The following is a 22,106-nucleotide window of genomic DNA, read 5'->3' as shown; positions in this document are numbered from 1 at the left end:
ACGGTGCCGGCCTCCGGTTAGCGTGGCCGGATGCCCTACTTCGACACCGCGTCCGCCGCTCCCCTGCACCCCGTGGCCCGGCAGGCGCTGCAGGCCGCCCTGGACGAGGGGTGGGCGGACCCCGCCCGGCTCTACCGGGAGGGCCGGCGCGCGAGGCTGCTGCTGGACGCGGCGCGCGAGGCGGCGGCGGAGGCCGTGGGCTGTCGCCCCGACGAGCTCGTGTTCACTCCTTCGGGGACGCACGCGGTTCACACCGGGGTCGCGGGAGCCCTCGCCGGGCGCCGGCGCGTCGGCGGTCATCTGGTCGTATCAGCGGTCGAACACAGTTCTGTCCTCCATGCGGCGGAGGCGCACGAGGCCGCCGGCGGGACGGTGACGCAGGTCCCGGTGGACCGCGCGGGGGCGGTGTCCCCGGCCGGGTACGCCTCCGTACTGGACGCGACGACGGCCCTGGCCTGCCTCCAGTCGGCCAACCACGAGGTGGGCACGGTCCAGCCGGTGGCGGAAGTGGCCGAGGTCTGCGCGGCGGCGGGGGTGCCGCTGTTGGTGGACGCGGCGCAGTCGCTGGGCTGGGGCCCGGTCGAGGGCGGCTGGTCGGTGCTCACCGCGAGCGCGCACAAATGGGGCGGCCCGGCGGGAGTCGGGCTGCTGGCGGTCCGCAAGGGCGTCCGCTTCTCGCCCCAATTCCCCGCGGACGAACGGGAGTCGGGCCGATCCCCCGGCTTCACCAACCTCCCGGCGATCGTGGCGGCGGCGGCCTCGCTGCGGGCGGTGCGGGCCGAGGCCGACACGGAGGCGGCCCGGCTGCGGATCCTGGTGGACCGCATCCGGCGGCGCGTGGCGCGGCTGGTGCCGGACGTGGAGGTGGTCGGTGACCCGGAGCGGCGGCTGCCGCACCTGGTCACGTTCTCCTGCCTGTACGTCGACGGCGAGACGCTGCTGCACGAGTTGGACCGGGCGGGCTACTCCGTCTCGTCGGGCTCCTCCTGCACCAGCTCCACGCTGACCCCGAGTCATGTGCTTCAGGCGATGGGCGTGCTGTCGGAGGGAAACGTACGGGTCTCCCTGCCGTCGGGGACGACGGCGGAGGAGGTGAACGGCTTCCTGGAGGTCCTGCCCGGGGTGGTGGCGGGGGCCCGCGCCACGCTCGGCGTGGGCGAACCGGTGGCCGTGGCGCCGGTGTCGGACGCGCGGGAGATCGACGCGCTGGGCCTGCGCTGCCCACAGCCGGTGATCGAGCTGGCCCGGGTCATCGGCACGGTCCCGGTCGGCGGGACCGTGACCGTCCTGTCGGACGACGAGGTGGCCCGCCTGGACATCCCGGCCTGGTGCACGATGCGCGGCCACACATACGTGGGCGAAGCCCCCCGCCCGGTGGGGGTGGCGTACACGGTCCGCCGGCGGGTGTGACGCCGACGGGGCTGATTTCAGCCCCGCCGGCCCATCCCAGCCCCAGCGGCTACGCCGCCAGGTGGGCGCGGACCTCCGAAGCGGCGGGCTCGCCGTAGGCCTTCGTGAAGCGCTCCATGAAGTGCGCACGCGCCAGCGTGTACTCCTGGGTGCCCAGCGTCTCGATCACGAGCGTGGCCAGCATGCAGCCGACCTGCGCGGCCCGCTCCAGCCCCACACCCCAGCCCAGACCGGTCAGGAACCCGGCGCGGAACGCGTCGCCGACGCCCGTCGGGTCGATCTTCGCCGTCTCCTCGGCGCAGCCGACCACGATCGGCTCCTCGCCGACCCGCTCGATCCGCACGCCCCGCGAGCCCAGCGTCGTCACCCGGGTGCCGACCTTGGCGAGGATCTCCTCGTCCGACCAGCCGGACTTCGACTCGATGAGGCCCTTCTCGTACTCGTTCGAGAAGAGGTACGTCGCGCCCTCCATGAGGGTGCGGATGTTCTCGCCGTCCATCCGGGCGATCTGCTGCGAGAAGTCCGCCGCGAACGGGATCCCCCGCGTCCGGCACTCCTCCGTGTGGCGCAGCATCGCCTCGGGGTCGTCGGCGCCGATGAGGACCAGGTCGAGCCCGCCCACCCGGTCCGCGACCGCCTTCAGCTCGATCAGGCGGGCCTCGCTCATCGCGCCCGTGTAGAAGGAGCCGATCTGGTTGTGGTCGGCGTCCGTGGTGCACACGAAGCGCGCGGTGTGCAGGACCTCGGAGATCCGCACGGAGTCGGTGTCGACGCCGTGCCGGTCCAGCCACGCGCGGTACTCGTCGAAGTCGTACCCGGCCGCGCCGACCAGGATCGGGCGGATGCCGAGCTGGCCCATGCCGAAGCAGATGTTCGGGCCGACACCGCCCCGCCGTACGTCGAGGTTGTCGACGAGGAAGGAGAGGGAGACCGTGTGCAGCTGGTCCGCGACGAACTGGTCGGCGAAGCGGCCGGGGAAGGTCATGAGGTGGTCGGTGGCGATGGAGCCGGTGATGGCGATACGCACGGCGTGGACGCTCCTGCGAGGGACGGCGAGGGGGACATTCAAAACTACCCGGTCGCTGCCCTGCGGCCGACCGCACGAAACTACCCCGTAGTAGGTCTTTCTTCGCCCGCTGCGCCGTGCCTACCGTGCCCCATGACCTATTCCGATGGTTTCGGGTACGCCGCGAACGGCGGAAACGCCGAGAAGACGGCCGACACGCAGCCCGGCTTCGCCCGGCTGCTGGGTGACTGCGCCAGGATGGCCCCGCACTGGACGGTCCCGGCGGACCCGCGGCCGGACCGGGTGGCGCCCTCCCAGATCCACGGGATCAGCGTCCCGCCGGCCTCGGCCCGCCTGATCGCCTCCACGGCCGAGTACGGCGAGTAGGGCCGGTCTTCCGGAAGCTCCTTCCGGAAGCTCCTCCCGGAGCTGCGGAACCGGTTCGCCGTCTGTTCCGTCACAGCCGCATCAGCCACTGCGGTACGGGCGAAGGAGCAAGCGGTGACCAGCGAACAACCCGACACATCACGCGGCACACGGCGGCGGCCGGCCTGGGCCATCGGCTCGATCGCGGCCGCCGTCCTGCTCACCGGCGGCGGTACGGCGTACTGGGCGTCGACGGCCTACGGCGACGGTACGCCGGGCGGCCGTACGGGTGACAGCGCGGCCTCGGCGCCCCGCGTCGCGCCGAGCCCCTCCGGGCCGGGCATCGCCCCCGGAGAGCCGGATCCGCACGGCAGCGGGGTGACGTACCGGGCGGACATCGCCCTTCCCGAGGCTCCGGCGACCGCGCCGGCCTTCGCCGCGACCGGCGAGGTCACCTCGGAGGAGGTGGCCCGGCTCGCGACGGCCCTCGGCATCCCGGGCACCCCGCGGCTGACCGGCGACGTCTGGCAGGCCGGGGAGACCGCGGACGGCGCCGGACCCCGGCTCACGGTGAGCCGCAAGGCGCCCGGCACCTGGAACTTCTCCCGCTTCCAGGGGACGGGCGGCGCCGGTGACGACTGCAAGCGCGGCAAGGACACCTGCGGCCCGGCCACGCTCCCCCAGGGCGCCCAGGAGGCGGACGGCGCGGGCGGCAAGGGCGGTACACCGGTGAGCGAGGAGGCCGCCAGGGCCGCCGCCGCCCCGGTGCTCGCGGCCGCCGGCCAGGGTGGGGCCAAGCTGGACGCCCGGCTCGTCCAGGGCGCCGTCCGCGTGGTCAACGCCGACCCGGTGATCGACGGGCTGCCCACGCAGGGCTGGTCCACGAAGGTCAGCGTGGGCGCGGACTCCCAGGTGGTGGCGGGCAGCGGCGAGCTGAAGGCGCCCGTGCGCGCCGCCGAGCAGCCGGTGGTCGGGGCCGTCGAGGCGCTGGCCCGGCTGAACCGGTCCTCGGCCGGGACGGGCGGTACGGACCCGGGGCCGAGCGGCTGCGCGACCTCGGTTCCGCTGACCCCGGACACCCCGGTCGGCCCCTCGGACACGCCGCCCTGCAACCCGGAGCCGCGCCCGATGAAGCCGCCGCGGACGGAGACCGTGAAGGGGGCCGTGCTCGGGCTGGCCCCGGGGACCGTGGACGGCGCGCGCGGGCTCGTGCCGGCCTGGCTGTTCGAGGTGGCGGGCAGCAACGGCGGGCCCGGGCGCACGGTGGTCCAGCCGGCCGGTGAGAACGGCTCGACTGCGCCTTCGGCCCCCAAGGGCGGCAAGACCGTGCCCGGGTTCTCCTACAAGGAGGCCGACAAGAAGCTGACCGTGAACTTCTGGGGCGGGGTGTGCAGCACCTACGCCCTGGAGGCGCGGGAGGAGGCCGGGTCGGTCATGGTGAAGATCACAGACACCCCGAACGAGCCGGGCCGGGCCTGCATCATGATCGCCCAGGAGATGACGGTGTCGACGACCCTCCAGCAGCCGCTCGGCGAGCGCAAGGTGGTCGACGTGACCTCGGGCAAGCCGCTCCCCCGGCAGTAGCCCCGTACGACGAAAGGCCCCCGGCACCTCTCGGTGCCGGGGGCCTTTCGTCGTACGGGCTCGCTCCGGGCTCAGCCGGACGACCGGCTTAGCTGAACGAGTCGCCGCAGGCGCAGGAGCCGGTGGCGTTGGGGTTGTCGATCGTGAAGCCCTGCTTCTCGATGGTGTCGACGAAGTCGATCGAGGCACCGTGCAGGTACGGGGAGCTCATCCGGTCCGTGACGACCTTCACGCCGTCGAAGTCCTTGACGACGTCACCGTCGAGGGAGCGCTCGTCGAAGAAGAGCTGGTAGCGCAGGCCGGAGCAGCCGCCGGGCTGGACGGCGACGCGAAGCGCCAGGTCCTCGCGGCCTTCCTGCTCCAGCAGGGTCCTGACCTTCTCGGCGGCGGCGTCGGACAGGAGGATGCCGTCGCTCACAGTGGTCTTGTCGTCCTGTACGGACATCTGCATTCACTCCCGGGGTGGGCGGCTCCCCGCCGGAAGCAGGGAAACGTCGGACTCTTGCCGTCGATGGCAACGAGCGGGGCCGCGGATTCATTCCGGACCCGACGTATGTCTTAGATATTCATGCTCGCACACCGTCGTGGGCAGCTGGGCCCGACGGACCGAGTGCTTCATCTCAGGGGAATTCGTCACATCGACACTATCGGCATCGTCAAAGTGACGTGAAGCAGCTATGATAGATAGCGTCAAATAGACGAGAAGTCGAAGCTCTGCTTCAGAAGTTCCCCTTGTCGCAGAACAGAAAGGGTGCGTGTCGTGACCACCGCCCAGCCTTTGGACGTCCAGCCGACGCCCCTTGCCCTGCTGCTGCTCGGCCGTGAGGCCGACCCCAAGAGCGAGCGCGGGGTGGAGTGCCCCGGCGACCTGCCCTCGCCGTCGGACCCGGACCTGGTCGCGCGCGCCCGCGCGGCCAAGGAGAAGCTCGGGGACAAGGTCTTCATCCTCGGCCACCACTACCAGCGTGACGAGGTGATCGAGTTCGCCGACGTCACCGGCGACTCCTTCAAGCTGGCCAAGGACGCGGCCGCGAAGCCGGAGGCCGAGTACATCGTCTTCTGCGGCGTGCACTTCATGGCCGAGTCCGCGGACATCCTGACCTCGGACGACCAGAAGGTCGTCCTGCCCGACCTCGCGGCCGGCTGCTCGATGGCCGACATGGCCACCGCCGAGCAGGTCGCCGAGTGCTGGGACGTGCTCACCGAGGCGGGCATAGCCGACGTGACGGTCCCCGTCTCGTACATGAACTCCTCCGCCGACATCAAGGCGTTCACCGGCAAGCACGGCGGCACGATCTGCACGTCGTCCAATGCGAAGAAGGCCCTCGACTGGGCCTTCGAACAGGGCGAGAAGATCCTCTTCCTCCCGGACCAGCACCTGGGCCGCAACACCGCCGTCCGCGACATGGGCATGTCCCTGGACGACTGCGTGCTCTACAACCCGCACAAGCCGAACGGCGGCCTGACCGCCGAGCAGCTGCGCAACGCCAAGATGATCCTGTGGCGCGGCCACTGCTCGGTGCACGGCCGCTTCTCGGTCGACTCGGTCAACGACGTGCGCGCCCGCATCCCCGGTGTGAACGTCCTCGTCCACCCCGAGTGCAAGCACGAGGTCGTGGCGGCCGCGGACTACGTCGGCTCGACGGAGTACATCATCAAGGCGCTGGAGGCGGCCCCGGCCGGCTCCAAGTGGGCCATCGGCACCGAGCTGAACCTCGTCCGCCGCCTGGCGAATCGATTCGCCGCGGAGGACAAGGAGGTCGTCTTCCTCGACAAGACGGTCTGCTTCTGCTCGACGATGAACCGCATCGACCTCCCCCACCTGGTGTGGACCCTGGAGTCCCTGGCCGAGGGCACCCTGGTGAACCAGATCCAGGTCGACAAGGAGACGGAGAGCTTCGCGAAGCTCGCCCTGGAGCGCATGCTCGCGCTGCCGTAGCCACGGCACCGATCAGCGAAAGGGGCACCCCGACGGGTGCCCCTTTCGTTTAACCTCCCCGGTACGAAGGGGGAGTTGGCCGCGTACCTGCCGCAGATCCGAGGAGGGGCGCCCCGCCGTTGCGGGACGCCCCTCCACCCTTGTACGTGCTCAGACTGTGACCGGGGATTCCTCGTCCGAGGACTCGTCCGGCGTCGGGACCACCGTCAGGCGGGCCGTGCGCTTGGCCTCGTGCTTCGCGCGGCGGCGCTCCTTGCGGAGCTCGATCATCGTGTACAGCGTCGGCACCAGGAGCAGCGTCAGCAGGGTCGAGCTGACGAGGCCGCCGATCACCACCACCGCGAGCGGCTGCGAGATGAACCCGCCCTCGCCGGTGACGCCGAGCGCCATCGGGAGCAGCGCGAAGATCGTCGCGAGGGCCGTCATGAGGATCGGGCGCAGGCGGTGCCGGCCGCCCTCGATGACGGCTTCGACGACGCCGAGGCCCTGGGCACGGTACTGGTTGACCAGGTCGATCAGGACGATCGCGTTGGTCACGACGATGCCGATGAGCATCAGCATGCCGATCATCGCCGGGACGCCCAGCGGGGTGCCGGTCACCAGCAGCAGGCCGAGCGCGCCGGTCGCCGCGAACGGGATCGACACCAGCAGGATCAGCGGCTGGATCAGCGAGCGGAACGTGGCCACGAGCAGCATGAACACGATCGCGATGGCCGCGAGCATGGCCAGGCCCAGGGAGGCGAAGGCCTCGCCCTGGTCCTCGGAGACGCCGCCGATGGTGGCCGTGGCCCCCTCGGGCAGGTCCAGTGCGCTGATCTTCGTCTGGAGCGCGGCGCCGATCGCGCCGGTGTTGTCGCCCACCGGCTTCGCGGTGACGGTGGCGGCGCGGGCGCCGTCGATCCGGGTCATCGAGACCGGGCCGGGGACCTCCTTGACCTCGGCGACGTCGCCGAGCTTGACCGGGCCGACGGGGAGCGCCTGCAGTTCGGCCAGGGTGGTGGCCGGCTGCGCGGACTTGATGACGATGTCCCGCTCGGTGTTGTCCAGTACGGCCTTGCCCGCCGGGTTGCCCCGTACGGCCTGGGCCACGATCGCGCCGAGCGCGGCCTGGTTCAGGCCCGCCTCGGCGGCCTTCGGGGTGGCGGTCACCGAAATCCGGGGCACGGACTGGGACAGGTCGCTCTGTACGTCGGTGACGTCGTCGAGCGTGGCCACCTCGGCCCGGACCTGCTCGGCGGCCTGGGCGAGGACGGCCGCGTCGCCCGCCTTGACGACCACGCTCAGGTTCTGGCTGCCGAAGCCGCCGCCCGCCGAGATGCTGGTGTCACCGATGCCGTCGAGCTTGCCGAGGGCGTCCTCGATGCGCTTCTTGACGCCATCGGAGTCGCCGGAGTCCTCGAGGGTGACCTGGTACGAGGCCTGGTTGGAGCCCGTACCGCCGCCGAAGGCGGCCAGGAAGCCGGAGGAGCCGACGGTGACCTGGTAGTCCTTGACGCCCTTGACCTCGGTCAGGGCCTTCTCGACCCTCTGGCTCGCCGCGTCGGAGGCGGCCAGCGAGGTGCCCGGGGGCAGCTGCTGCTTGACCGTCAGGACGCTCTGCTCACCCTGGTCGAAGAAGTTGGTCTTCAGCAGCGGGGCCATCCCGAAGGTGGCGATGAGGACGACGACCGCGACGGCCAGGGTGGCGATCCGGCGGCGTGTGGCCAGGCCCAGGGCCCGTACGTAGAAGCGCTGGAGGCGGCTCTTCGCCTCCTTCTCCTCGGCTTCGCGCCGCGCCTTCGCTGCGCTCTCGGGGTCCCCCGCCGCCACGCCCTTCGGCGCGCGCAGGAACCAGTACGAGAGCACCGGCACGACCGTCAGGGACACGATCAGCGAGGCCAGCAGGGCCGCGGCGACGGTGAGGGAGAACGGGCCGAAGAACTCGCCGACCATGCCGCCGACGAACGCGATCGGCAGGAAGACGGCGACGGTGGTGAGCGTGGAGGAGGTGACCGCGCCGGCGACCTCCTTGACCGCGGCGATGATGGCGGCCTCGCGCTCCTCGCCGTAGCCGAGGTGGCGCTTGATGTTCTCCAGGACCACGATCGAGTCGTCGACGACGCGGCCGATGGCGATGGTGAGCGCGCCCAGGGTCAGCATGTTGAGCGACAGGTCGCGGGTCCACAGCACGATCAGCGCGAGGACCACGGACAGCGGGATGGAGACCGCTGTGACCAGCGTCGAGCGCAGCGACGCCAGGAAGACCAGGATCACGATCACCGCGAAGAGCAGGCCGAGCAGGCCCTCGGTGGTGAGGCTGGAGATGGACTTGGCGACGGGCGGGCCCTGGTCGCTGACGACGGTCAGCTCGGCGCCGGCGCCCAGCGCGGTGCGCAGCCCGGGCAGCTTGTCCTGGACGGCGTCGGAGATCGCGACGGCGCTGCCGTCCTTGTCCATGGTGAGGACGAGGGCGAGGCTGGGCTTGCCGTTGGTGCGGGTGATGGAGACGGCCTTGGCGGGCTCCTGCTTGACGGTGGCGACGTCGGCCAGGCGCACGGCCGGCTTGCCGGGGCCGGCGCTCAGGCGCAGGTCCTCGAGCTGGGCGAGGGAGGTGTAGCCGCCGCCGACGCGGACGGTCCGGTTCTTGCCCGCCTCGTCGAAGGAGCCGGCGGGGACGGTCGCGCCGCCCGCCTGGAGGCCCTGCGCGAGGGCGGCGCCGTCGAGGCCGGCCGCCGCGAGCTTGGCGTTGTCGGGGGTGACGGCGACCCGGAGGTCCTGGACCCCGTCCACGCTGACCTGACCGACGCCCGCGATGTCCTCGAGGACGGGGACGACCGAACGGTTCAGCTGGTCGGCGAGTGCCTGCTGGTCCTTGTCCGAGGTGACGGCAAGGACGACGGTCGGGATGTCGTCGGTGGAGCCGGCCACGACCTGCGGGTCCACCTCGGCGGGCAGCCGTACTCGGGCCCGGTTCACGGCCTGCTGGACGTCGGCGACGAGCTGCTTCGTGCCGCTGTCGCCGTAGTCGAACTTGGCCATGATGAGGGCGTTGCCCTCGCTGGCGGTGGAGGTGATGCCGGTGATGCCGTCGACGCCCTTGAGCGTGGCCTCGATCGGCTCGATGACCTGCTTCTCCACCACGTCGGGCGAGGCGCCCTGGTACGGCGCGAGCACGGACACCATCGGCAGTTCGATGGACGGCAGCAGCTGCTGCTTGAGCTGCGGGATGGCTATGGCGCCGAAGAGCAGTGCGGTGATCGACACGAGGCCGATCAGCGCTCTTTGGGCCAGGCTGAAGCGGGACAGCCAGGACATGGGTGGGATCTCTCTGCTGTGGCGTGCGCGGGGCTGGGCCTGAAGGCCGCGGGCCTTCAGCCTTCCGCACGCCGGGGCGGTGCTGCGTCGCCCCCAGGTGCCGCGTCTTTATGTGCCGCATACCGCGTCCGCAGTACGCGGCCGTACTCCACGCCGCTGCGCGCCGGCCGTACGCGTCGGCCCGCGGGCGGCAGCGGCGCTAAGCGGCCTCGGGGAGGTGGGGCACGCCCCCGCGCCGCCCGGCACGGCGCCTCGCCGCGTTGTCGCAGCACCCTGGTACGTCCAGTACAAGCGTGCCGCTCCGCCTTGCGATGCACCGCACCGCACGACGCGAAAACGAAACCCCACTTCCCCGAGGCCGCTTATTCGGCCCGGGGCCGGACCAGTCCCGATTCGTAGGCGATGACCACCAATTGGGCCCGGTCGCGGGCGCCGAGTTTGGCCATGGCCCGGTTCACATGGGTCTTGACGGTGAGCGGGCTGACCTCGAGCCGGCCTGCGATCCCGTCGTTGGACAGGCCCGCGGCGACGTGGACGAGGACCTCGCGCTCCCGGACGGTCAGCGCGGCGAGCCGTTCGGCGTGCACGGCGGCGGGGCCGCCGGGGTCGGCGCCGCCGCCCTGGGCGAGGAAGGTGGCGATGAGCCCTTTGGTGGCGGCCGGGGACAGCAGGGCCTCCCCGGCGGCGGCGACGCGGATGGCGTTGAGCAGCTCCTCGGGCTCGGCGCCCTTGCCGAGGAACCCGGAGGCGCCGGCCCGCAGGGACTGGACGACGTACTCGTCGACCTCGAAGGTAGTCAGCATGACCACGCGGACGGCGGCGAGTTCGGGGTCCGCGCTGATCATGCGGGTGGCTGCGAGGCCGTCGGTGCCGGGCATCCGGATGTCCATGAGCACCACGTCGGGCCGGGTCTGCCGGGCCAGTTCGCAGGCCTGGGCGCCGTCGGAGGCCTCGCCGACGACCTCCATGTCGGGCTCGGAGTCGACCAGCACCTTGAAGGCGCTGCGGAGCAGGGCCTGGTCGTCGGCGAGCAGCACCCTGATGGTCGTCGGCGTCTCTTCCACGCCCCGAACCCTACGTGTTCCCCTCCGGGGGCAGGGGGGTCAGCCCAGGGCCAGGATGACGAGGGCCGTGGTCGCCGCCATCTCGGCGAGGGCGCCGAAGACGTCGCCGGTGACCCCGTCGAAGCGGCGTACGCAGCGGCGGAGCAGGTGTTCCGCCGCCGCCAGGGCGATCAGGACCGCGCCCGCGCACTGCACGGCGGCCCCCGGGCCCACCGGCAGGGCGGCGGCCCCGGCCAGGACGGCCACCAGTGCGGCGATGCCGGCGGCCGAGCCCTTGGGGAGCACCCCGGCGACCGCCGCCCCCAGCCCCTCGTGGCGGGCCGGCGGTACGCCGTCACGGGCGGCCAGCGTCATGGCCAGCCGGGCGGTGACGGCCGCGATGACCGTCGCCAGGGCCCCGTGGACCCAGCTCTCGGCGTAGAGGTCGGCCAGCGCCCCGACCTGGACGAGCAGCACGAGCAGCAGCGCCACCACCCCGAAGGGGCCGATGTCGGACTGCTTCATGATGCGCAGCGCCGCCTCGGCCGGCTTGGCGCTGCCCAGCCCGTCGGCGGTGTCGGCGAGGCCGTCGAGGTGCAGCCCCCGGGTCAGGGCGGCCGGTACGGCGACGGTGACGGCCGCCGCGAGCAGCGGGCCGCCGCCCAGGACCAGCAGCAGCGCCCCCGGCACGGCCGCGAGCAGGCCCACGACGAGCCCGGCGAGCGGCGCGCAGGCCATGCCGGTGCGGGCCGCGGGCCGGTCCCAGCGCGTGATGCGGGCGGGCAGCACGGTGAGCGTGCCGAAGGCGAAGCGCAGGCCGTCGCGCAGCGAGGCGCGCTCCGCGGGCGGCGTCAGGGGCGACGCGGGGGGTGGGTCGTCGAACGAATCTTTCATCGGCGCGAACGCTACCCGTTCGCCGAGGGCGGTAAATTGCCGCATACAGGAAAATTGGGGAGCTGCCCACAACAGGGAGCCGGCGATATGGGTCACTGGTGGTACCGGAACATCGTCGAACCGGGGAAGCTCCCGTTGCTCCTCGCCCTGCTTTCGTTCGTCATGTCGTTCCTCGTCACCCGCGTGATCACCCGGCTGATCCGGGCCGGGCGGGGACCGTTCAAGAACATCACCCCGGGCGGCGTGCACATCCACCACGTGGTGCCGGGCGTCGTCCTCGTGATCATCGGCGGGTTCGGGGCCGTCGGCAGCGGCCGGTACGGCTTCGGCGCGCTGCTCTCCGCCGTCATCTTCGGGCTGGGCGCCGGCCTGGTGCTGGACGAGTTCGCGCTGATCCTGCACCTCGACGACGTCTACTGGAGCGAGCAGGGCCGCAAGAGCGTCGAGATCGTGGTCCTGACGGCCGCGCTGGTGGCGCTGGTGCTGGGCGGGTTCCTGCCGTTCGGCGTCAACGACCTGACCGCCGATGAACGGCAGAGCCGCGGGCTCATCATCATGAACACCGCCACCAACTTCTTCCTGGCCCTGATCGCCCTGTGGAAGGGCAAGGCGCGGACCGCGTTCTTCGGCACGGTCGTCCCCTTCGTGGCGCTGATCGGGGCGATCCGGCTGGCCCGGCCCGGCTCCCCGTACGCGAAGAGGTTCTACGCGAAACGCCCGCGGGCCCGCGCCAAGGCCAAGCTGCGCGCGTTCCATCACGACCGGCGCTGGGCGGCCCCGCGCCGCAAGTTCGAGAACTTCATCGGCGGGACCCCGGATCCGGAGCGGGCGGCGGTCCCGAAGCCGACGAAGCACTAAGCGGCCTCGGGGAAGTGGGGCACGCCCCCGAGGCCGCTTGGACACGGGGGCGCCCGGCCCGCCCCCGCGCAGGGGGACGGCCGGGCGCCGTCACTTCCGTGTCCTGCTGCCGGGCGGCTCAGCCCGGGATCAGGCCGTCGTCGCTGAGCATCTCCCTGACCTCGTCGAGCGAGGCGTCCTCCGCGGGCAGGATCAGCTCGGACGGCTCCAGCGCATCGTCCGGCAGCGGCTCGCCGAGCCGCCGTACGGCCTCGAGCAGCGCGCCCAGCGTGCGCCGGAAGCCCTCCTCGTCGCCGCTCTCCATCTCGCCGAGCAGGTCGTCGTCCAGCTTGTTGAGCTCGGTGAAGTGGCTGTCGGCCACCCGCACCTGACCTTCCCCCATGATGCGGACAATCATGACGGGCCCCGTCCTACTGCTTGTCGAACCGGTGCTGGGTCTGCGGCTGCTGGGCGTTGCCCGGGGCGCCGCCCTCGATGGCCTGCTGCTGCGCCGACGGACCGCCCGCCAGCTCGGCCTTCATCCGCTGGAGCTCCAGCTCCACGTCCGTACCGCCGGAGAGGCGGTCCAGCTCGGCCTGGATGTCGTCCTTGGAGCCGAGGCCGCTCTGGTCGTCGAGGGCGCCGGAGGCCAGCAGCTCGTCGATCGCGCCGGCACGGGCCTGCAGCTGGGCGGTCTTGTCCTCGGCCCGCTGGATGGCCAGGCCGACGTCGCTCATCTCCTCGGAGATGCCGGAGAAGGACTCCGCGATCCGGGTCTGCGCCTGCGCCGCCGTGTACGTGGCCTTGATGGTCTCCTTCTTCGTACGGAAGGCGTCCACCTTGGCCTGGAGGCGCTGCGCGGCGAGGGTCAGCTTCTCCTCCTCGCCCTGCAGGGTCTGGTGCTGCACCTCCAGGTCGCTGACCTGCTGCTGCAGCGAGGCGCGCCGGGACAGCGCCTCGCGGGCCAGGTCCTCGCGGCCCAGGGCGAGGGCCTTGCGGCCCTGGTCCTCGAGCTTGACGGACTGGCCCTGGAGCTGGTTCAGCTGCAGCTCCAGGCGCTTGCGGGAGGTCGCCACGTCGGCGACGCCGCGGCGCACCTTCTGAAGCAGCTCCAGCTGCTTCTGGTACGAGTAGTCGAGGGTCTCGCGCGGGTCCTCGGCCCGGTCCAGGGCCTTGTTCGCCTTCGCGCGGAAGATCATCCCCATACGCTTCATGACACCGCTCATGGGCTTCGCGCGCCCCCTTCTGACGGACTTCGCTCCAGGTCACCAGCCATGGCGATCACCCCGGCCTGCCGGGCCGACCACCATCAGAACCCACAGTACGGGCCCTGTCTCCATTACCGCACTGTTCGTGTACGGATGCGCTCCTCCTCCAGGACGACTCCGCCCCCGCCCTTGTCAGGCGTAGGGAGTAGGTGCTCCCCCGACGGGCGCCGGAGGGTCCGGGAAGGCCCGACCCGCTGTACGAACCCTGCACAGGGAAGACGCCCGCCGTTGCCGGATCGTTCCCCGGCAGAGTGGGGTACCCGCCCGCAACCACGTAGGCTTGGGTTTTGTGTTTGGTAGCCGTTCCTCCAAGGAAGAGAAGGCCGCAGCCACCGACAAGGTGACCGCCGACCTCTCGCAGCCCCGTGACCCGCAGGCCCCGAAGGGCCGCCCGACCCCGAAGCGTGCTGTGGCCCAGTCGCAGCGCAAGGCCGTCGTGGCATCGACCGGCAATCGCAAGGAGGATGCAAAGCGCGCCCGCGAGCGCCGTCGCGAAGAGATGGCGAAGCAGCGCGAGGCCCTCGCCAACGGCGACCAGCGCTATCTGCCGGCCCGCGACAAGGGCCCCGTGCGCAAGTTCGTCCGCGACTACGTGGACTCCCGCTTCTCCGTCGCCGAGATGTTCCTGCCGCTGGCAGTGATCATCCTGGTGCTGAGCATGGTGCGGGTGCCGTCCATCCAGAACATCGCCCTGCTGCTGTGGCTCGCGGTGATCGCCCTGATCCTCGTCGACTCCATCGCCATGGGCTTCCGCATGCGCAAGGCCCTCGCCGAGCGCTTCCCCGACGAGCCGCGCCGCGGCGCCATCGCGTACGGCCTGATGCGCACCCTCCAGATGCGCCGGCTGCGCCTGCCGAAGCCGCAGGTCAAGCGCGGGGAACGGCCCTGACCGGAGGGAAGCCCGGAGCGTCGGGGGACGGTTTCGCGGGGGGCGCCAGGCTGTGGCTCGAGGGCTTGGGCGGACTGCGCAACGCCGTCCGCCAGGAACTCGTGGGCCGGCAGGTCGACGAACAGATCGCGCACCGCTTCCCGGTCGGGCAGCGGCTGCGCGTCCTGGACGTCGGCATGGGCCAGGGCACCCAGGCGCTGCGTCTCGCCCGCGCCGGGCACAAGGTCACCGGACTGGAGCAGGACCCCGCGATGCTCTCCGTCGCACAGGAGGCGCTGGCGGCCGAGCCCGCCGGGATCCAGGACCGGGTCCGGCTCATGGAGGGCGACGGCCGCGAGACCGGCGCGCACTTCCTGCCGGGCAGCTTCGACGTGGTGCTGTGCCACGGCGTTCTGATGTACGTGCCCGAGCCGGACGCGATGCTCGCCGGGCTGGCCCGGATGCTGGCGCCCGGCGGACTGCTGTCCCTGCTGGTGCGCAACGGCGACGCCCTCGCGATGCGGCCCGGACTGGACGCCGACTGGCCGGCCGCCCTGGCCGCCTTCGACACCATCGACTACACGAACCGGCTGGGCCTGGACGTACGGGCCGACCGGCTGGCCGGGCTCACGGCCACGCTCTCCGGGATCGGCGCACCGCTGCAGGCCTGGTACGGCGTACGCGTCTTCACCGACGGGACCGAGGCCGGCGAGAAACTTCCCCCGGACGAGGAGCTGGAGCGGCTGCTGGCCGCCGAGGACCGCGCCGGGCGGACCGACCCGTACCGCGGGGTCGCGGCGCTGCTGCACCTGTGCGGCGTACGGGGCTGACCCGCCCCCGGCACGACTTCCGGAGAAGCCCGGACCCCGACGGGGTCCGGGCTTCCTGCATCGGCAGCCGCCGCTCAGGCGTTCAGAGCCTCACGCAGGCTCATCGTGTACAGCTCGGTGCCGTTGTCGTCGGACAGCTTCACCTGCTCGGTGCCGCCTTCCAGCAGCTCCTTCCAGACCTCGCCGATCCACGACTCGGCGTCGCCCTGCGTGGTGAACTCCTCCGGCTCGACCGCCGGGCTCGTCTCGGTGCCGTCGGCCTTCTCGAACCGCCACGTCCACGCCATGTCCGCCTCCGTTGCTCGTCCGCTGCTCGCACGTTCCCGCACGCTCTTCGTCTTGAGTCTGCCCGCAGAGTAGCCGGGCGCGCAGCAGTCCCGGCGACGCGGGAGGATCTTCTCGTGGAACTCACTCTGCTCGGCACCGGCACACCCGAAGGACTGCCCCGCCCCGGCTGTCCCTGCGCGGCCTGCGCGGTCTCCGTCGGCCCCCGGTCGCGCGCCGCGACGTCCCTCCTCGTCGACGGGGCGCTGCTGCTCGACCTGACCCCCGGGGCGGTGCTGGCCGGCGCCCGCGCGGGGCATTCGCTGGCCGGCGTACGGCAGGTCCTGCTCACCCATCCGCACGACGGGCCGCCGGTCGAACTGCCGCCGGGGCTGCCGGCCGCCGGGCGGGTACCGGACGGACGGGAGCTCGCGGTGATCAGCGGGCACCGGGTGCGGGCGGTGCCCATGGACGCGCCGGGCACCGGGTACGAGGTGACCGGGCCGGACGGGAGCCGGCTGCTGTACCTGCCGCCCGGAGGGGCGCCGGCCGGAACGAACGGCGCCGTCGGGCAGCGCCCGTACGACTTGGTCCTCGCGGACGTGCTGGGCCGGCCGGAGGCGCTGGCGCGGCTGCGGGCGAGCGGCGCCGCCGGGCCGACCACCGACGTGATCGCCGTCCACCTGGACCACGACACCCCGCCGGGCCGGGAGCTGGCGCGCCGGTGCGCGGCGGCCGGGGCGCGGGCGGTGCCGGACGGGACGACGGTGACGGTCGGCGAGTACCACTCGGTGCCGGACCTGCCGCGCCGGACGCTGGTGCTCGGCGGCGCCCGCTCGGGGAAGTCCTTCGAGGCGGAGCGGCGGCTGGGGAGCTTCCCGGAGGTGGTCTACGTGGCCACCGGCGGCTCTCGGGACGGCGACACGGAATGGGCGGCGCGGATCGGCCTGCACCGGGAGCGGCGGCCGGGGAGCTGGCGCACGGTGGAGACGTGCGAGCTGGCGCCGCTGCTGGTGGAGGGAGGGCCGCCGCTGCTGATCGACTGTCTGGCGCTGTGGCTGACCGACGCGATGGACCGGGCGGGGGCCTGGGACGACGCCGTCTGGGCGGCGCAGGGTCAAAAGGAGCTCCGGGAACGGGTGGCGGAGCTGGTGGCGGCCGTGCGGGCGACCCGCCGCACGGTGGTGGCCGTCAGCAACGAGGTGGGCTCGGGCATCGTTCCCGCGACCGCGTCCGGTCGGCGTTTCCGCGACGAACTGGGGCGCCTGAACAGCCTGGTGGCCGCCGAGTGCGAGCACGTCCTGATGGTGGTCGCGGGGCAGGCGGTGGTCCTTAAGGACTGACTCCGCACCCCGCCCGGCGAGCAGCGCGGACGGGGCTTGGGGAGGGCCTTACCCGCTGTACGCTCTGGCAGATGACCACGCTGAATCTCGACGACTTCTCCGATCTGATCGAGCGCCCCGACGGGGGCGTCCGGCGTGACGCCGAGGAACGCCGTGAGCGGCTGGCCGTGCCGGCCGGAGCGCTGGGGCGGCTCGACGAGCTCGCCGAGTGGCTCGCCGCCGCGCAGGGGCGGGTGCCCGTCCGGCCGATCGAGCGGCCCCGCGTCGTGCTGTTCGCCGCCGACCACGGGATCGCCGCCGAGGGGGTCTCCGCCCGCGCCGCCGGCAGTGCGCACGAGCTGGTGCGCTCCGTGCTCGACGGGAACAGCCCCGTCTCGATCCTCGCCGGGCGCCTCGGCGCCACCGTACGGATCGTGGACGCCGGCCTGGACTGCGAGCCCGGGCTGCTGCCCGAGGACGTGGTCCGCCACCGCGTGCGCCGCGGCAGCGGGCGGATCGACATCGAGGACGCGCTCACCCTCGAGGAGGCCGACGCGGCCCTGCGGCTCGGGATGCGGATCGCCGACGAGGAGGCCGACTCCGGCACCGACCTCGTGGTCCTGGGGGACGTGAGCGTCGGGGGGACCACGGTCGCGGCGGTGCTCGTCGCCGCCCTGTGCGGAACCGATGCTTCTGTGGTCACCGGGCGCGGCGGACTGCCCATCGACGACCTGACGTGGATGCGCAAGTGCGCGGCGATCCGCGACGCGCTGCGCCGGGCCCGCCCGGTCCTCGGCGACCAGGTGGCCCTGCTCGCGGCGGTCGGCGGCGCCGACGTGGCCGCGATCACCGGCTTCCTGCTCCAGTGCGCGGTCCGCCGTACGCCGGTCATCCTCGACGGCATCGTCTCGGCAGCCTGCGGGCTGGTGGCCCAGCGCGCCGCGTTCCGGGCCCCCGACTGGTGGCTGGCCGGGCAGGCCAGCGGCGAGCCGGGCCAGACGAAGGCCCTGGACCGGATGGCACTCAACCCGGTGCTCGACCACGGCGTCACTGTGGGAGAAGGAACCGGGGCATTGCTGGCTCTCCCCCTGGTCCAGGCGGCCGCCGCACTCTCGGCGGAACTCCCGGAGCAGGCGGCCCAGCAGCCGGAGGAGCCGAAGGACTGAGCAACCGGTCGGCGGCGCCCCATATGATCGCGTTTTATGGGAGAGGCCCGCTTGACCAGCGCAGACATCGACCGGCCCGCACAGGCTGCCAAGGCAGCACAGGGATCCGGCAAGGACACGAACAGCAGGAAAAACGAAGGGGGCGGCCGGGAGACCGGCCGGGGTTCCGCCCGGGGTTCCGCCCGGTCACGGCGCAGCGCCGCGTTCGCGGTCTGGTACCTGCGCGCCGTCACCTTCGTCAACTTCCTCAGCGCGGTGTGGCTTTCACTCGGGCAGGACCTGCGCCGGCACAACACCGCCGATTTCTACACCCCGTACCTGCTCACGGCGGGCTTCGCGTCCGGCCTGTTCTCGCTGCTGCTCGCGGTCACCATGGGCCGCCGCAAGCGGGCCGCGTGGATCCTGAACCTGGTGCTCAGCGGCATGCTGCTGCTGGCCTTCGCCACCGCGGCCTTCGCCCCGTGCACCAGCGGCGACTTCAACCTCTGCTACCCGGAGTTCCGGGACCACACCCAGAACTGGGTCTCCCTCGCGCTGACCGCGGCCTTCGTCGGCGCCCTGCTGCTCGGCCGCCGGGAGTTCTACGCCAAGGGCGACCGCTCCAACCCCAGGCTGGCCACCATCGTCGGCGCCGTCGGCCTGCTGGTCACCTCGCTGCTCGCCGCGCTGATCGTCGGCGCCGCCAACACCGACCCGGACGCCGCCGACGCCACGTTCCTGGCCCGCTGGCGGTACGGCGTGATGCGGCTCATCACCCTGGAGCCCAACGCCCGCGACTACGCGGCGATCACCACGCCCGGCTGGGTGGACATCGTCATCAACGTCATGTCGACGCTGCTGCTGATCGCCGTGCTGCTCGCCGCCTTCCGCTCGCGCCGCGCCGTCGACCCGCTGACCGAGGAGGACGAGGAGAAGCTGCGCGCGCTGCTCGCCAAGCAGGGCGACCGCGACTCGCTCGGCTACTTCGCGCTGCGCCGCGAGAAGTCCGTCATCTGGTCCCCCACCGGCAAGGCCGCCGTCACGTACCGCGTCGTCGGCGGGGTCTCGCTGGCCTCCGGCGACCCGATCGGCGACCCCGAGGCCTGGCCCGGCGCCATCGAGCCCTGGCTGGCCGAGGCCCGCGAGCACGGCTGGGTGCCGGCCGTGATGGGCGCGAGCGAGGAAGCCGGGCAGATCTACGCGCGGCACGGTCTGGACGCGCTGGAGCTGGGCGACGAGGCCATCGTCGAGACCGACGAGTTCACCCTGGAGGGCCGTGCCATGCGGACCGTCCGGCAGGCCTACAACCGCGTCAAGCGCGCCGGGTACACGGTCCGGATCCGCCGCCACGCCGACATCCCGGCCGAGGAGATGAACGTACTCCTCACCCGGGCCGACGACTGGCGCGACGGTGCGACCGAGCGCGGGTTCTCCATGGCGCTGGGCCGACTGGGCGATCCCGGCGACGGCCAGTGCGTGATGCTGGAGTGCACCGACGGCAACGGCGATCTGCGCGCCGTGCTGTCCTTCGTGCCGTGGGGCCCCAAGGGTCTGTCGCTGGACCTGATGCGCCGCGACCGTGATTCCGAGAACGGTCTGATGGAGTTCATGGTCATCGAACTCCTGGAACGCTCCAAGGAGATCGGCGTCACACAGGTCTCGCTCAACTTCGCGATGTTCCGCTCCGTCTTCGAGCGGGGGTCCAAGCTCGGCGCGGGTCCGGTGCTGCGCATGTGGCGCTCGCTGCTGAGCTTCTTCTCCCGCTGGTGGCAGATCGAGTCCCTCTACCGGGCCAACGCCAAATACCGACCGATCTGGGAACCGCGGTTCATGCTCTTCGAGAAGAGCTCCGACCTGCTGCGGATCGGTATCGCGGCGGGCCGGGCCGAGGGCTTCCTGGAGGCTCCCGGGCTGCCGAAGTGGCTGAACCGCAGACATCTGGAGACCAATCGTTGACGGCGTGGACGACCACCCCCCTCCGGCGGTTTGCCCGCCGCGAGTGGGGGCCCCTGTTCTGGACCGTCCGGGACGCCCTCGTCCGCGACACGTGGCGGGCCGCCCCGATGACGCTGGGGGCCGTCTGCCTGACGTCGGTCTTCCAGATCGTCCAGAACACGGCCTGGGGTTTCCAGCCGGTCCAGAACCTCGGGTCGGTCAAGGCCGTCGACCCGCTGTGGCTGGCCGTGCTGCGCACCCCGCTGTCCCTGTTCGTCCCCGCCCTCGACCTGCCCGTGTGGGGGGCCCTCGCCCAGATCCTGCTGGTCTTCGGGATCTCGGAGATCTGCATCGGCTGGTGGCGCACGCTGCTGATCGGCTACGTCGCCACCCTCGCCGGGACCACGTACGCGCGGATCGGGCTCTCGCTGGGCCCCGACCACCCCTTCGGCCTGCCGGTGTCCGACCGCGTCGTCAACGACACCGGCCCGTCGGCGGCGGTGGTCGGCCTCGCGATCTACGTCTGCTGGCGCTACCGGGCGTACCTGACCGGCGCCGCAGTGATCGTGGTGATGATCGGCGAGGTGCTGGTCAAGGACAACCTGGCGGGCAAGGAGCATCTCGCGGCCATCGCCGCCGTCATGGCGGTGTGCGTGGTCCGCGCGAAATGGGGCCCGGCACGCTCCCGCGCCCCCCTCGGCCGGCGCCCGCCCCCGGCCACCCCGTTGCCCCCGCAGCGTCCCGGCTTCTGACGCCGTCCGCCCGGCCGGAGGCAGGCCGTACCGTATCGGGGTGACGACAGACCTCGGGCCGTTCGCCCCCACCCGGCACTGGATGCGGACCCATCCGCTCGCCACTGATGCCGTTCTCGCGCTCGGGGCGCTCGTCTCCATGGTCGTCGGCTCGTTCGCCGATCCGCACGGCCCGCACGGGCCCACCTTCGGGACCCGGACCCCCGAGCCGTTCTCCCTGCTGCTGATCGTGCTGGGCGCGGCCGCGCTGGTGTTCCGGCGGCGGCACACGCGCACCGTGCTCGCCGTGACCATCGGGCTCTGCCTGCTGGAGCTGACCACCGGCGAGCTCCGGGCCCCCGTCGCCATGTCCACGGTGATCGCCCTGTACACGCTGGCCTCCCGCACCGACCGGCCCACCACCTGGCGGATCGCCCTGCTCACGATGGCCGGGCTGACGGGCGTGGCCATGCTGGCCGGCCCGCTGCCCTGGTACGCGCAGGAGAACATCGGCATCTTCGCCTGGACCGGGATGGCCGCGGCGGCCGGCGACGCGGTGCGCAGCCGACGGGCGTTCGTCGACGCGATACGGGAGCGGGCCGAACGGGCCGAGCGGACCCGCGAGGAGGAGGCCCGGCGGCGGGTCGCCGAGGAGCGGCTGCGGATCGCCCGCGACCTGCACGACGTGGTGGCCCATCACATCGCCCTGGTCAACGTGCAGGCGGGGGTGGCCGCGCACGTCATGGACAAGCGTCCCGACCAGGCCAAGGAGGCCCTGGCCCACGTACGGGACGCGAGCCGCTCGGCGCTGAACGAGCTGCGGGCCACGGTCGGCCTGCTGCGCCAGTCCGGCGACCCGGAGGCGCCGACCGAACCGGCGCCGGGGCTGGCCGTACTGGACGAACTGGTGGACACCTTCCGGCACGCCGGACTGCCGGTGAAGGTGATGGTCGAGATGGGCCGGGAGCGGGACCCGCTGCCGGCCGCCGTGGACCTGGCGGCGTACCGGGTGATCCAGGAGGCCCTGACCAACGTGCGCAAGCACGCGGGCCCGGAGGTCCGGGCCGAGGTCAGCGTGGTCCGGGTCGGCCCCTCGGTGGAGGTGACCGTGCTGGACGACGGCGGCACCGCCGAGCTCCCCGCGGACGACGGCGCGGGCGGCGGCCACGGGCTGCTCGGCATGCGCGAGCGGGCCACGGCGCTGGGCGGCTCCTGCTTCGCCGGGCCCCGGTACGGGGGCGGCTACCGGGTGCACGCGGTCCTTCCGGTGGCCTGAGCGGCCTCGGGGAAGTGGGGTTTCGTTTTCGCGTCGTCCGGTGCGGTGCATCGCAAGGCGGAGCGGCACGCTTGTACTGGACGTACCAGGGTGC

20 protein-coding genes are annotated in these 22,106 nt (G+C 72.4%); 12 read left to right on the top strand and 8 right to left on the bottom strand.

Annotated features, from left to right (window positions below; all coding sequences use genetic code 11):
• Positions 1-30: 30 nt before the first annotated feature.
• Entirely contained in the window at positions 31-1,410 is a 1,380-nt protein-coding gene (locus tag AB0M76_RS24375; protein ID WP_365954876.1) for an aminotransferase class V-fold PLP-dependent enzyme, read from the top strand.
• Between the two features lie 49 nt (positions 1,411-1,459).
• On the opposite strand, the gene AB0M76_RS24370 is transcribed toward AB0M76_RS24375, so the two are convergent.
• A complete protein-coding gene (locus AB0M76_RS24370; RefSeq protein ID WP_365954875.1) occupies positions 1,460-2,437 on the bottom strand; it encodes a carbohydrate kinase family protein in 978 nt (325 codons plus the stop codon).
• Between the two features lie 132 nt (positions 2,438-2,569).
• Between AB0M76_RS24370 and AB0M76_RS24365 the strand changes: the two genes are divergently transcribed.
• Both AB0M76_RS24365 and AB0M76_RS24360 read left to right on the top strand, forming a co-directional pair.
• A complete protein-coding gene (locus tag AB0M76_RS24365) occupies positions 2,570-2,803 on the top strand; it encodes a hypothetical protein (protein WP_365954874.1) in 234 nt (77 codons plus the stop codon).
• 114 nt (positions 2,804-2,917) lie between these two features.
• Positions 2,918-4,366: a hypothetical protein gene (locus AB0M76_RS24360; protein ID WP_365954873.1), complete on the top strand. Its 1,449-nt coding sequence runs from the start codon at positions 2,918-2,920 to the stop codon at positions 4,364-4,366.
• An 88-nt stretch (positions 4,367-4,454) separates the two neighbouring features.
• Here AB0M76_RS24360 and erpA read toward each other — a convergent pair whose 3' ends face one another.
• On the bottom strand, positions 4,455-4,811 hold the full coding sequence (erpA, locus tag AB0M76_RS24355) for an iron-sulfur cluster insertion protein ErpA (protein WP_008738845.1): 357 nt from the start codon (positions 4,809-4,811) through the stop codon (positions 4,455-4,457).
• Between the two features lie 306 nt (positions 4,812-5,117).
• Between erpA and nadA the strand changes: the two genes are divergently transcribed.
• Positions 5,118-6,305, top strand: a complete 1,188-nt coding sequence (gene nadA, locus AB0M76_RS24350) for a quinolinate synthase NadA (protein WP_365954872.1) — start codon at positions 5,118-5,120, stop codon at positions 6,303-6,305.
• Between the two features lie 150 nt (positions 6,306-6,455).
• On the opposite strand, the gene AB0M76_RS24345 is transcribed toward nadA, so the two are convergent.
• The 3 genes from AB0M76_RS24345 to AB0M76_RS24335 form a co-directional block, all read right to left on the bottom strand.
• Positions 6,456-9,599 carry an efflux RND transporter permease subunit gene (locus AB0M76_RS24345; RefSeq protein ID WP_365954871.1) on the bottom strand — a complete coding sequence of 1,048 codons (3,144 nt, stop codon included), beginning with the start codon at positions 9,597-9,599 and terminating at the stop codon, positions 6,456-6,458.
• A gap of 362 nt (positions 9,600-9,961) precedes the next feature.
• The gene (locus AB0M76_RS24340) at positions 9,962-10,663 is read right to left on the bottom strand and encodes a response regulator transcription factor (protein ID WP_328621699.1); all 702 of its coding nucleotides are present in this window, start codon (positions 10,661-10,663) and stop codon (positions 9,962-9,964) included.
• Positions 10,664-10,702: 39 nt separating this feature from the next.
• On the bottom strand, positions 10,703-11,536 hold the full coding sequence (locus AB0M76_RS24335; RefSeq protein WP_365954870.1) for an adenosylcobinamide-GDP ribazoletransferase: 834 nt from the start codon (positions 11,534-11,536) through the stop codon (positions 10,703-10,705).
• A gap of 87 nt (positions 11,537-11,623) precedes the next feature.
• On the opposite strand from AB0M76_RS24335, the gene AB0M76_RS24330 reads away from it, so the two are divergent.
• Positions 11,624-12,394, top strand: coding sequence for a hypothetical protein (locus tag AB0M76_RS24330; protein ID WP_365954869.1), 771 nt, complete (start codon positions 11,624-11,626; stop codon positions 12,392-12,394).
• A gap of 118 nt (positions 12,395-12,512) precedes the next feature.
• Here AB0M76_RS24330 and AB0M76_RS24325 read toward each other — a convergent pair whose 3' ends face one another.
• Positions 12,513-12,791: a hypothetical protein gene (locus AB0M76_RS24325; RefSeq protein ID WP_365954868.1), complete on the bottom strand. Its 279-nt coding sequence runs from the start codon at positions 12,789-12,791 to the stop codon at positions 12,513-12,515.
• Positions 12,792-12,804: 13 nt separating this feature from the next.
• Positions 12,805-13,599 carry a PspA/IM30 family protein gene (locus AB0M76_RS24320; protein ID WP_365954867.1) on the bottom strand — a complete coding sequence of 265 codons (795 nt, stop codon included), beginning with the start codon at positions 13,597-13,599 and terminating at the stop codon, positions 12,805-12,807.
• 322 nt (positions 13,600-13,921) lie between these two features.
• Between AB0M76_RS24320 and AB0M76_RS24315 the strand changes: the two genes are divergently transcribed.
• Together AB0M76_RS24315 and AB0M76_RS24310 are read left to right on the top strand one after the other, a co-directional pair.
• The gene (locus AB0M76_RS24315) at positions 13,922-14,530 is read left to right on the top strand and encodes a DUF3043 domain-containing protein (RefSeq protein WP_365954866.1); all 609 of its coding nucleotides are present in this window, start codon (positions 13,922-13,924) and stop codon (positions 14,528-14,530) included.
• Positions 14,531-14,595: 65 nt separating this feature from the next.
• Positions 14,596-15,339, top strand: coding sequence for a methyltransferase domain-containing protein (locus tag AB0M76_RS24310; protein WP_365954865.1), 744 nt, complete (start codon positions 14,596-14,598; stop codon positions 15,337-15,339).
• A 74-nt stretch (positions 15,340-15,413) separates the two neighbouring features.
• Here AB0M76_RS24310 and AB0M76_RS24305 read toward each other — a convergent pair whose 3' ends face one another.
• On the bottom strand, positions 15,414-15,626 hold the full coding sequence (locus AB0M76_RS24305) for a hypothetical protein (RefSeq protein ID WP_365954864.1): 213 nt from the start codon (positions 15,624-15,626) through the stop codon (positions 15,414-15,416).
• A gap of 114 nt (positions 15,627-15,740) precedes the next feature.
• Here AB0M76_RS24305 and AB0M76_RS24300 point away from each other — a divergent pair, with 114 nt between their 5' ends.
• The 5 genes from AB0M76_RS24300 (at position 15,741) to AB0M76_RS24280 (ending at position 22,012) form a co-directional block, all read left to right on the top strand.
• Entirely contained in the window at positions 15,741-16,946 is a 1,206-nt protein-coding gene (locus tag AB0M76_RS24300; protein WP_365954863.1) for a bifunctional adenosylcobinamide kinase/adenosylcobinamide-phosphate guanylyltransferase, read from the top strand.
• Between the two features lie 71 nt (positions 16,947-17,017).
• A complete protein-coding gene (cobT, locus tag AB0M76_RS24295; RefSeq protein WP_266994047.1) occupies positions 17,018-18,091 on the top strand; it encodes a nicotinate-nucleotide--dimethylbenzimidazole phosphoribosyltransferase in 1,074 nt (357 codons plus the stop codon).
• A 36-nt stretch (positions 18,092-18,127) separates the two neighbouring features.
• Complete coding sequence (locus tag AB0M76_RS24290) at positions 18,128-20,026, top strand: phosphatidylglycerol lysyltransferase domain-containing protein (RefSeq protein WP_365954862.1); 1,899 nt, start codon at positions 18,128-18,130, stop codon at positions 20,024-20,026.
• Complete coding sequence (locus AB0M76_RS24285) at positions 20,023-20,757, top strand: hypothetical protein (RefSeq protein ID WP_365954861.1); 735 nt, start codon at positions 20,023-20,025, stop codon at positions 20,755-20,757. The genes AB0M76_RS24290 and AB0M76_RS24285 overlap by 4 nt, the downstream gene beginning before the upstream one ends.
• An 82-nt stretch (positions 20,758-20,839) precedes the next feature.
• The gene (locus tag AB0M76_RS24280; RefSeq protein WP_365955015.1) at positions 20,840-22,012 is read left to right on the top strand and encodes a histidine kinase; all 1,173 of its coding nucleotides are present in this window, start codon (positions 20,840-20,842) and stop codon (positions 22,010-22,012) included.
• Positions 22,013-22,106 lie beyond the last annotated feature (94 nt).

Origin of the sequence: Streptomyces sp. NPDC051364, assembly GCF_040682115.1 — a bacterium.
Classification (GTDB): Bacteria; Actinomycetota; Actinomycetes; order Streptomycetales; family Streptomycetaceae; genus Streptomyces.
The sequence above is the reverse complement of the archived record's forward strand: the minus strand, read 5'-3'. Positions and strand labels throughout refer to the sequence as shown.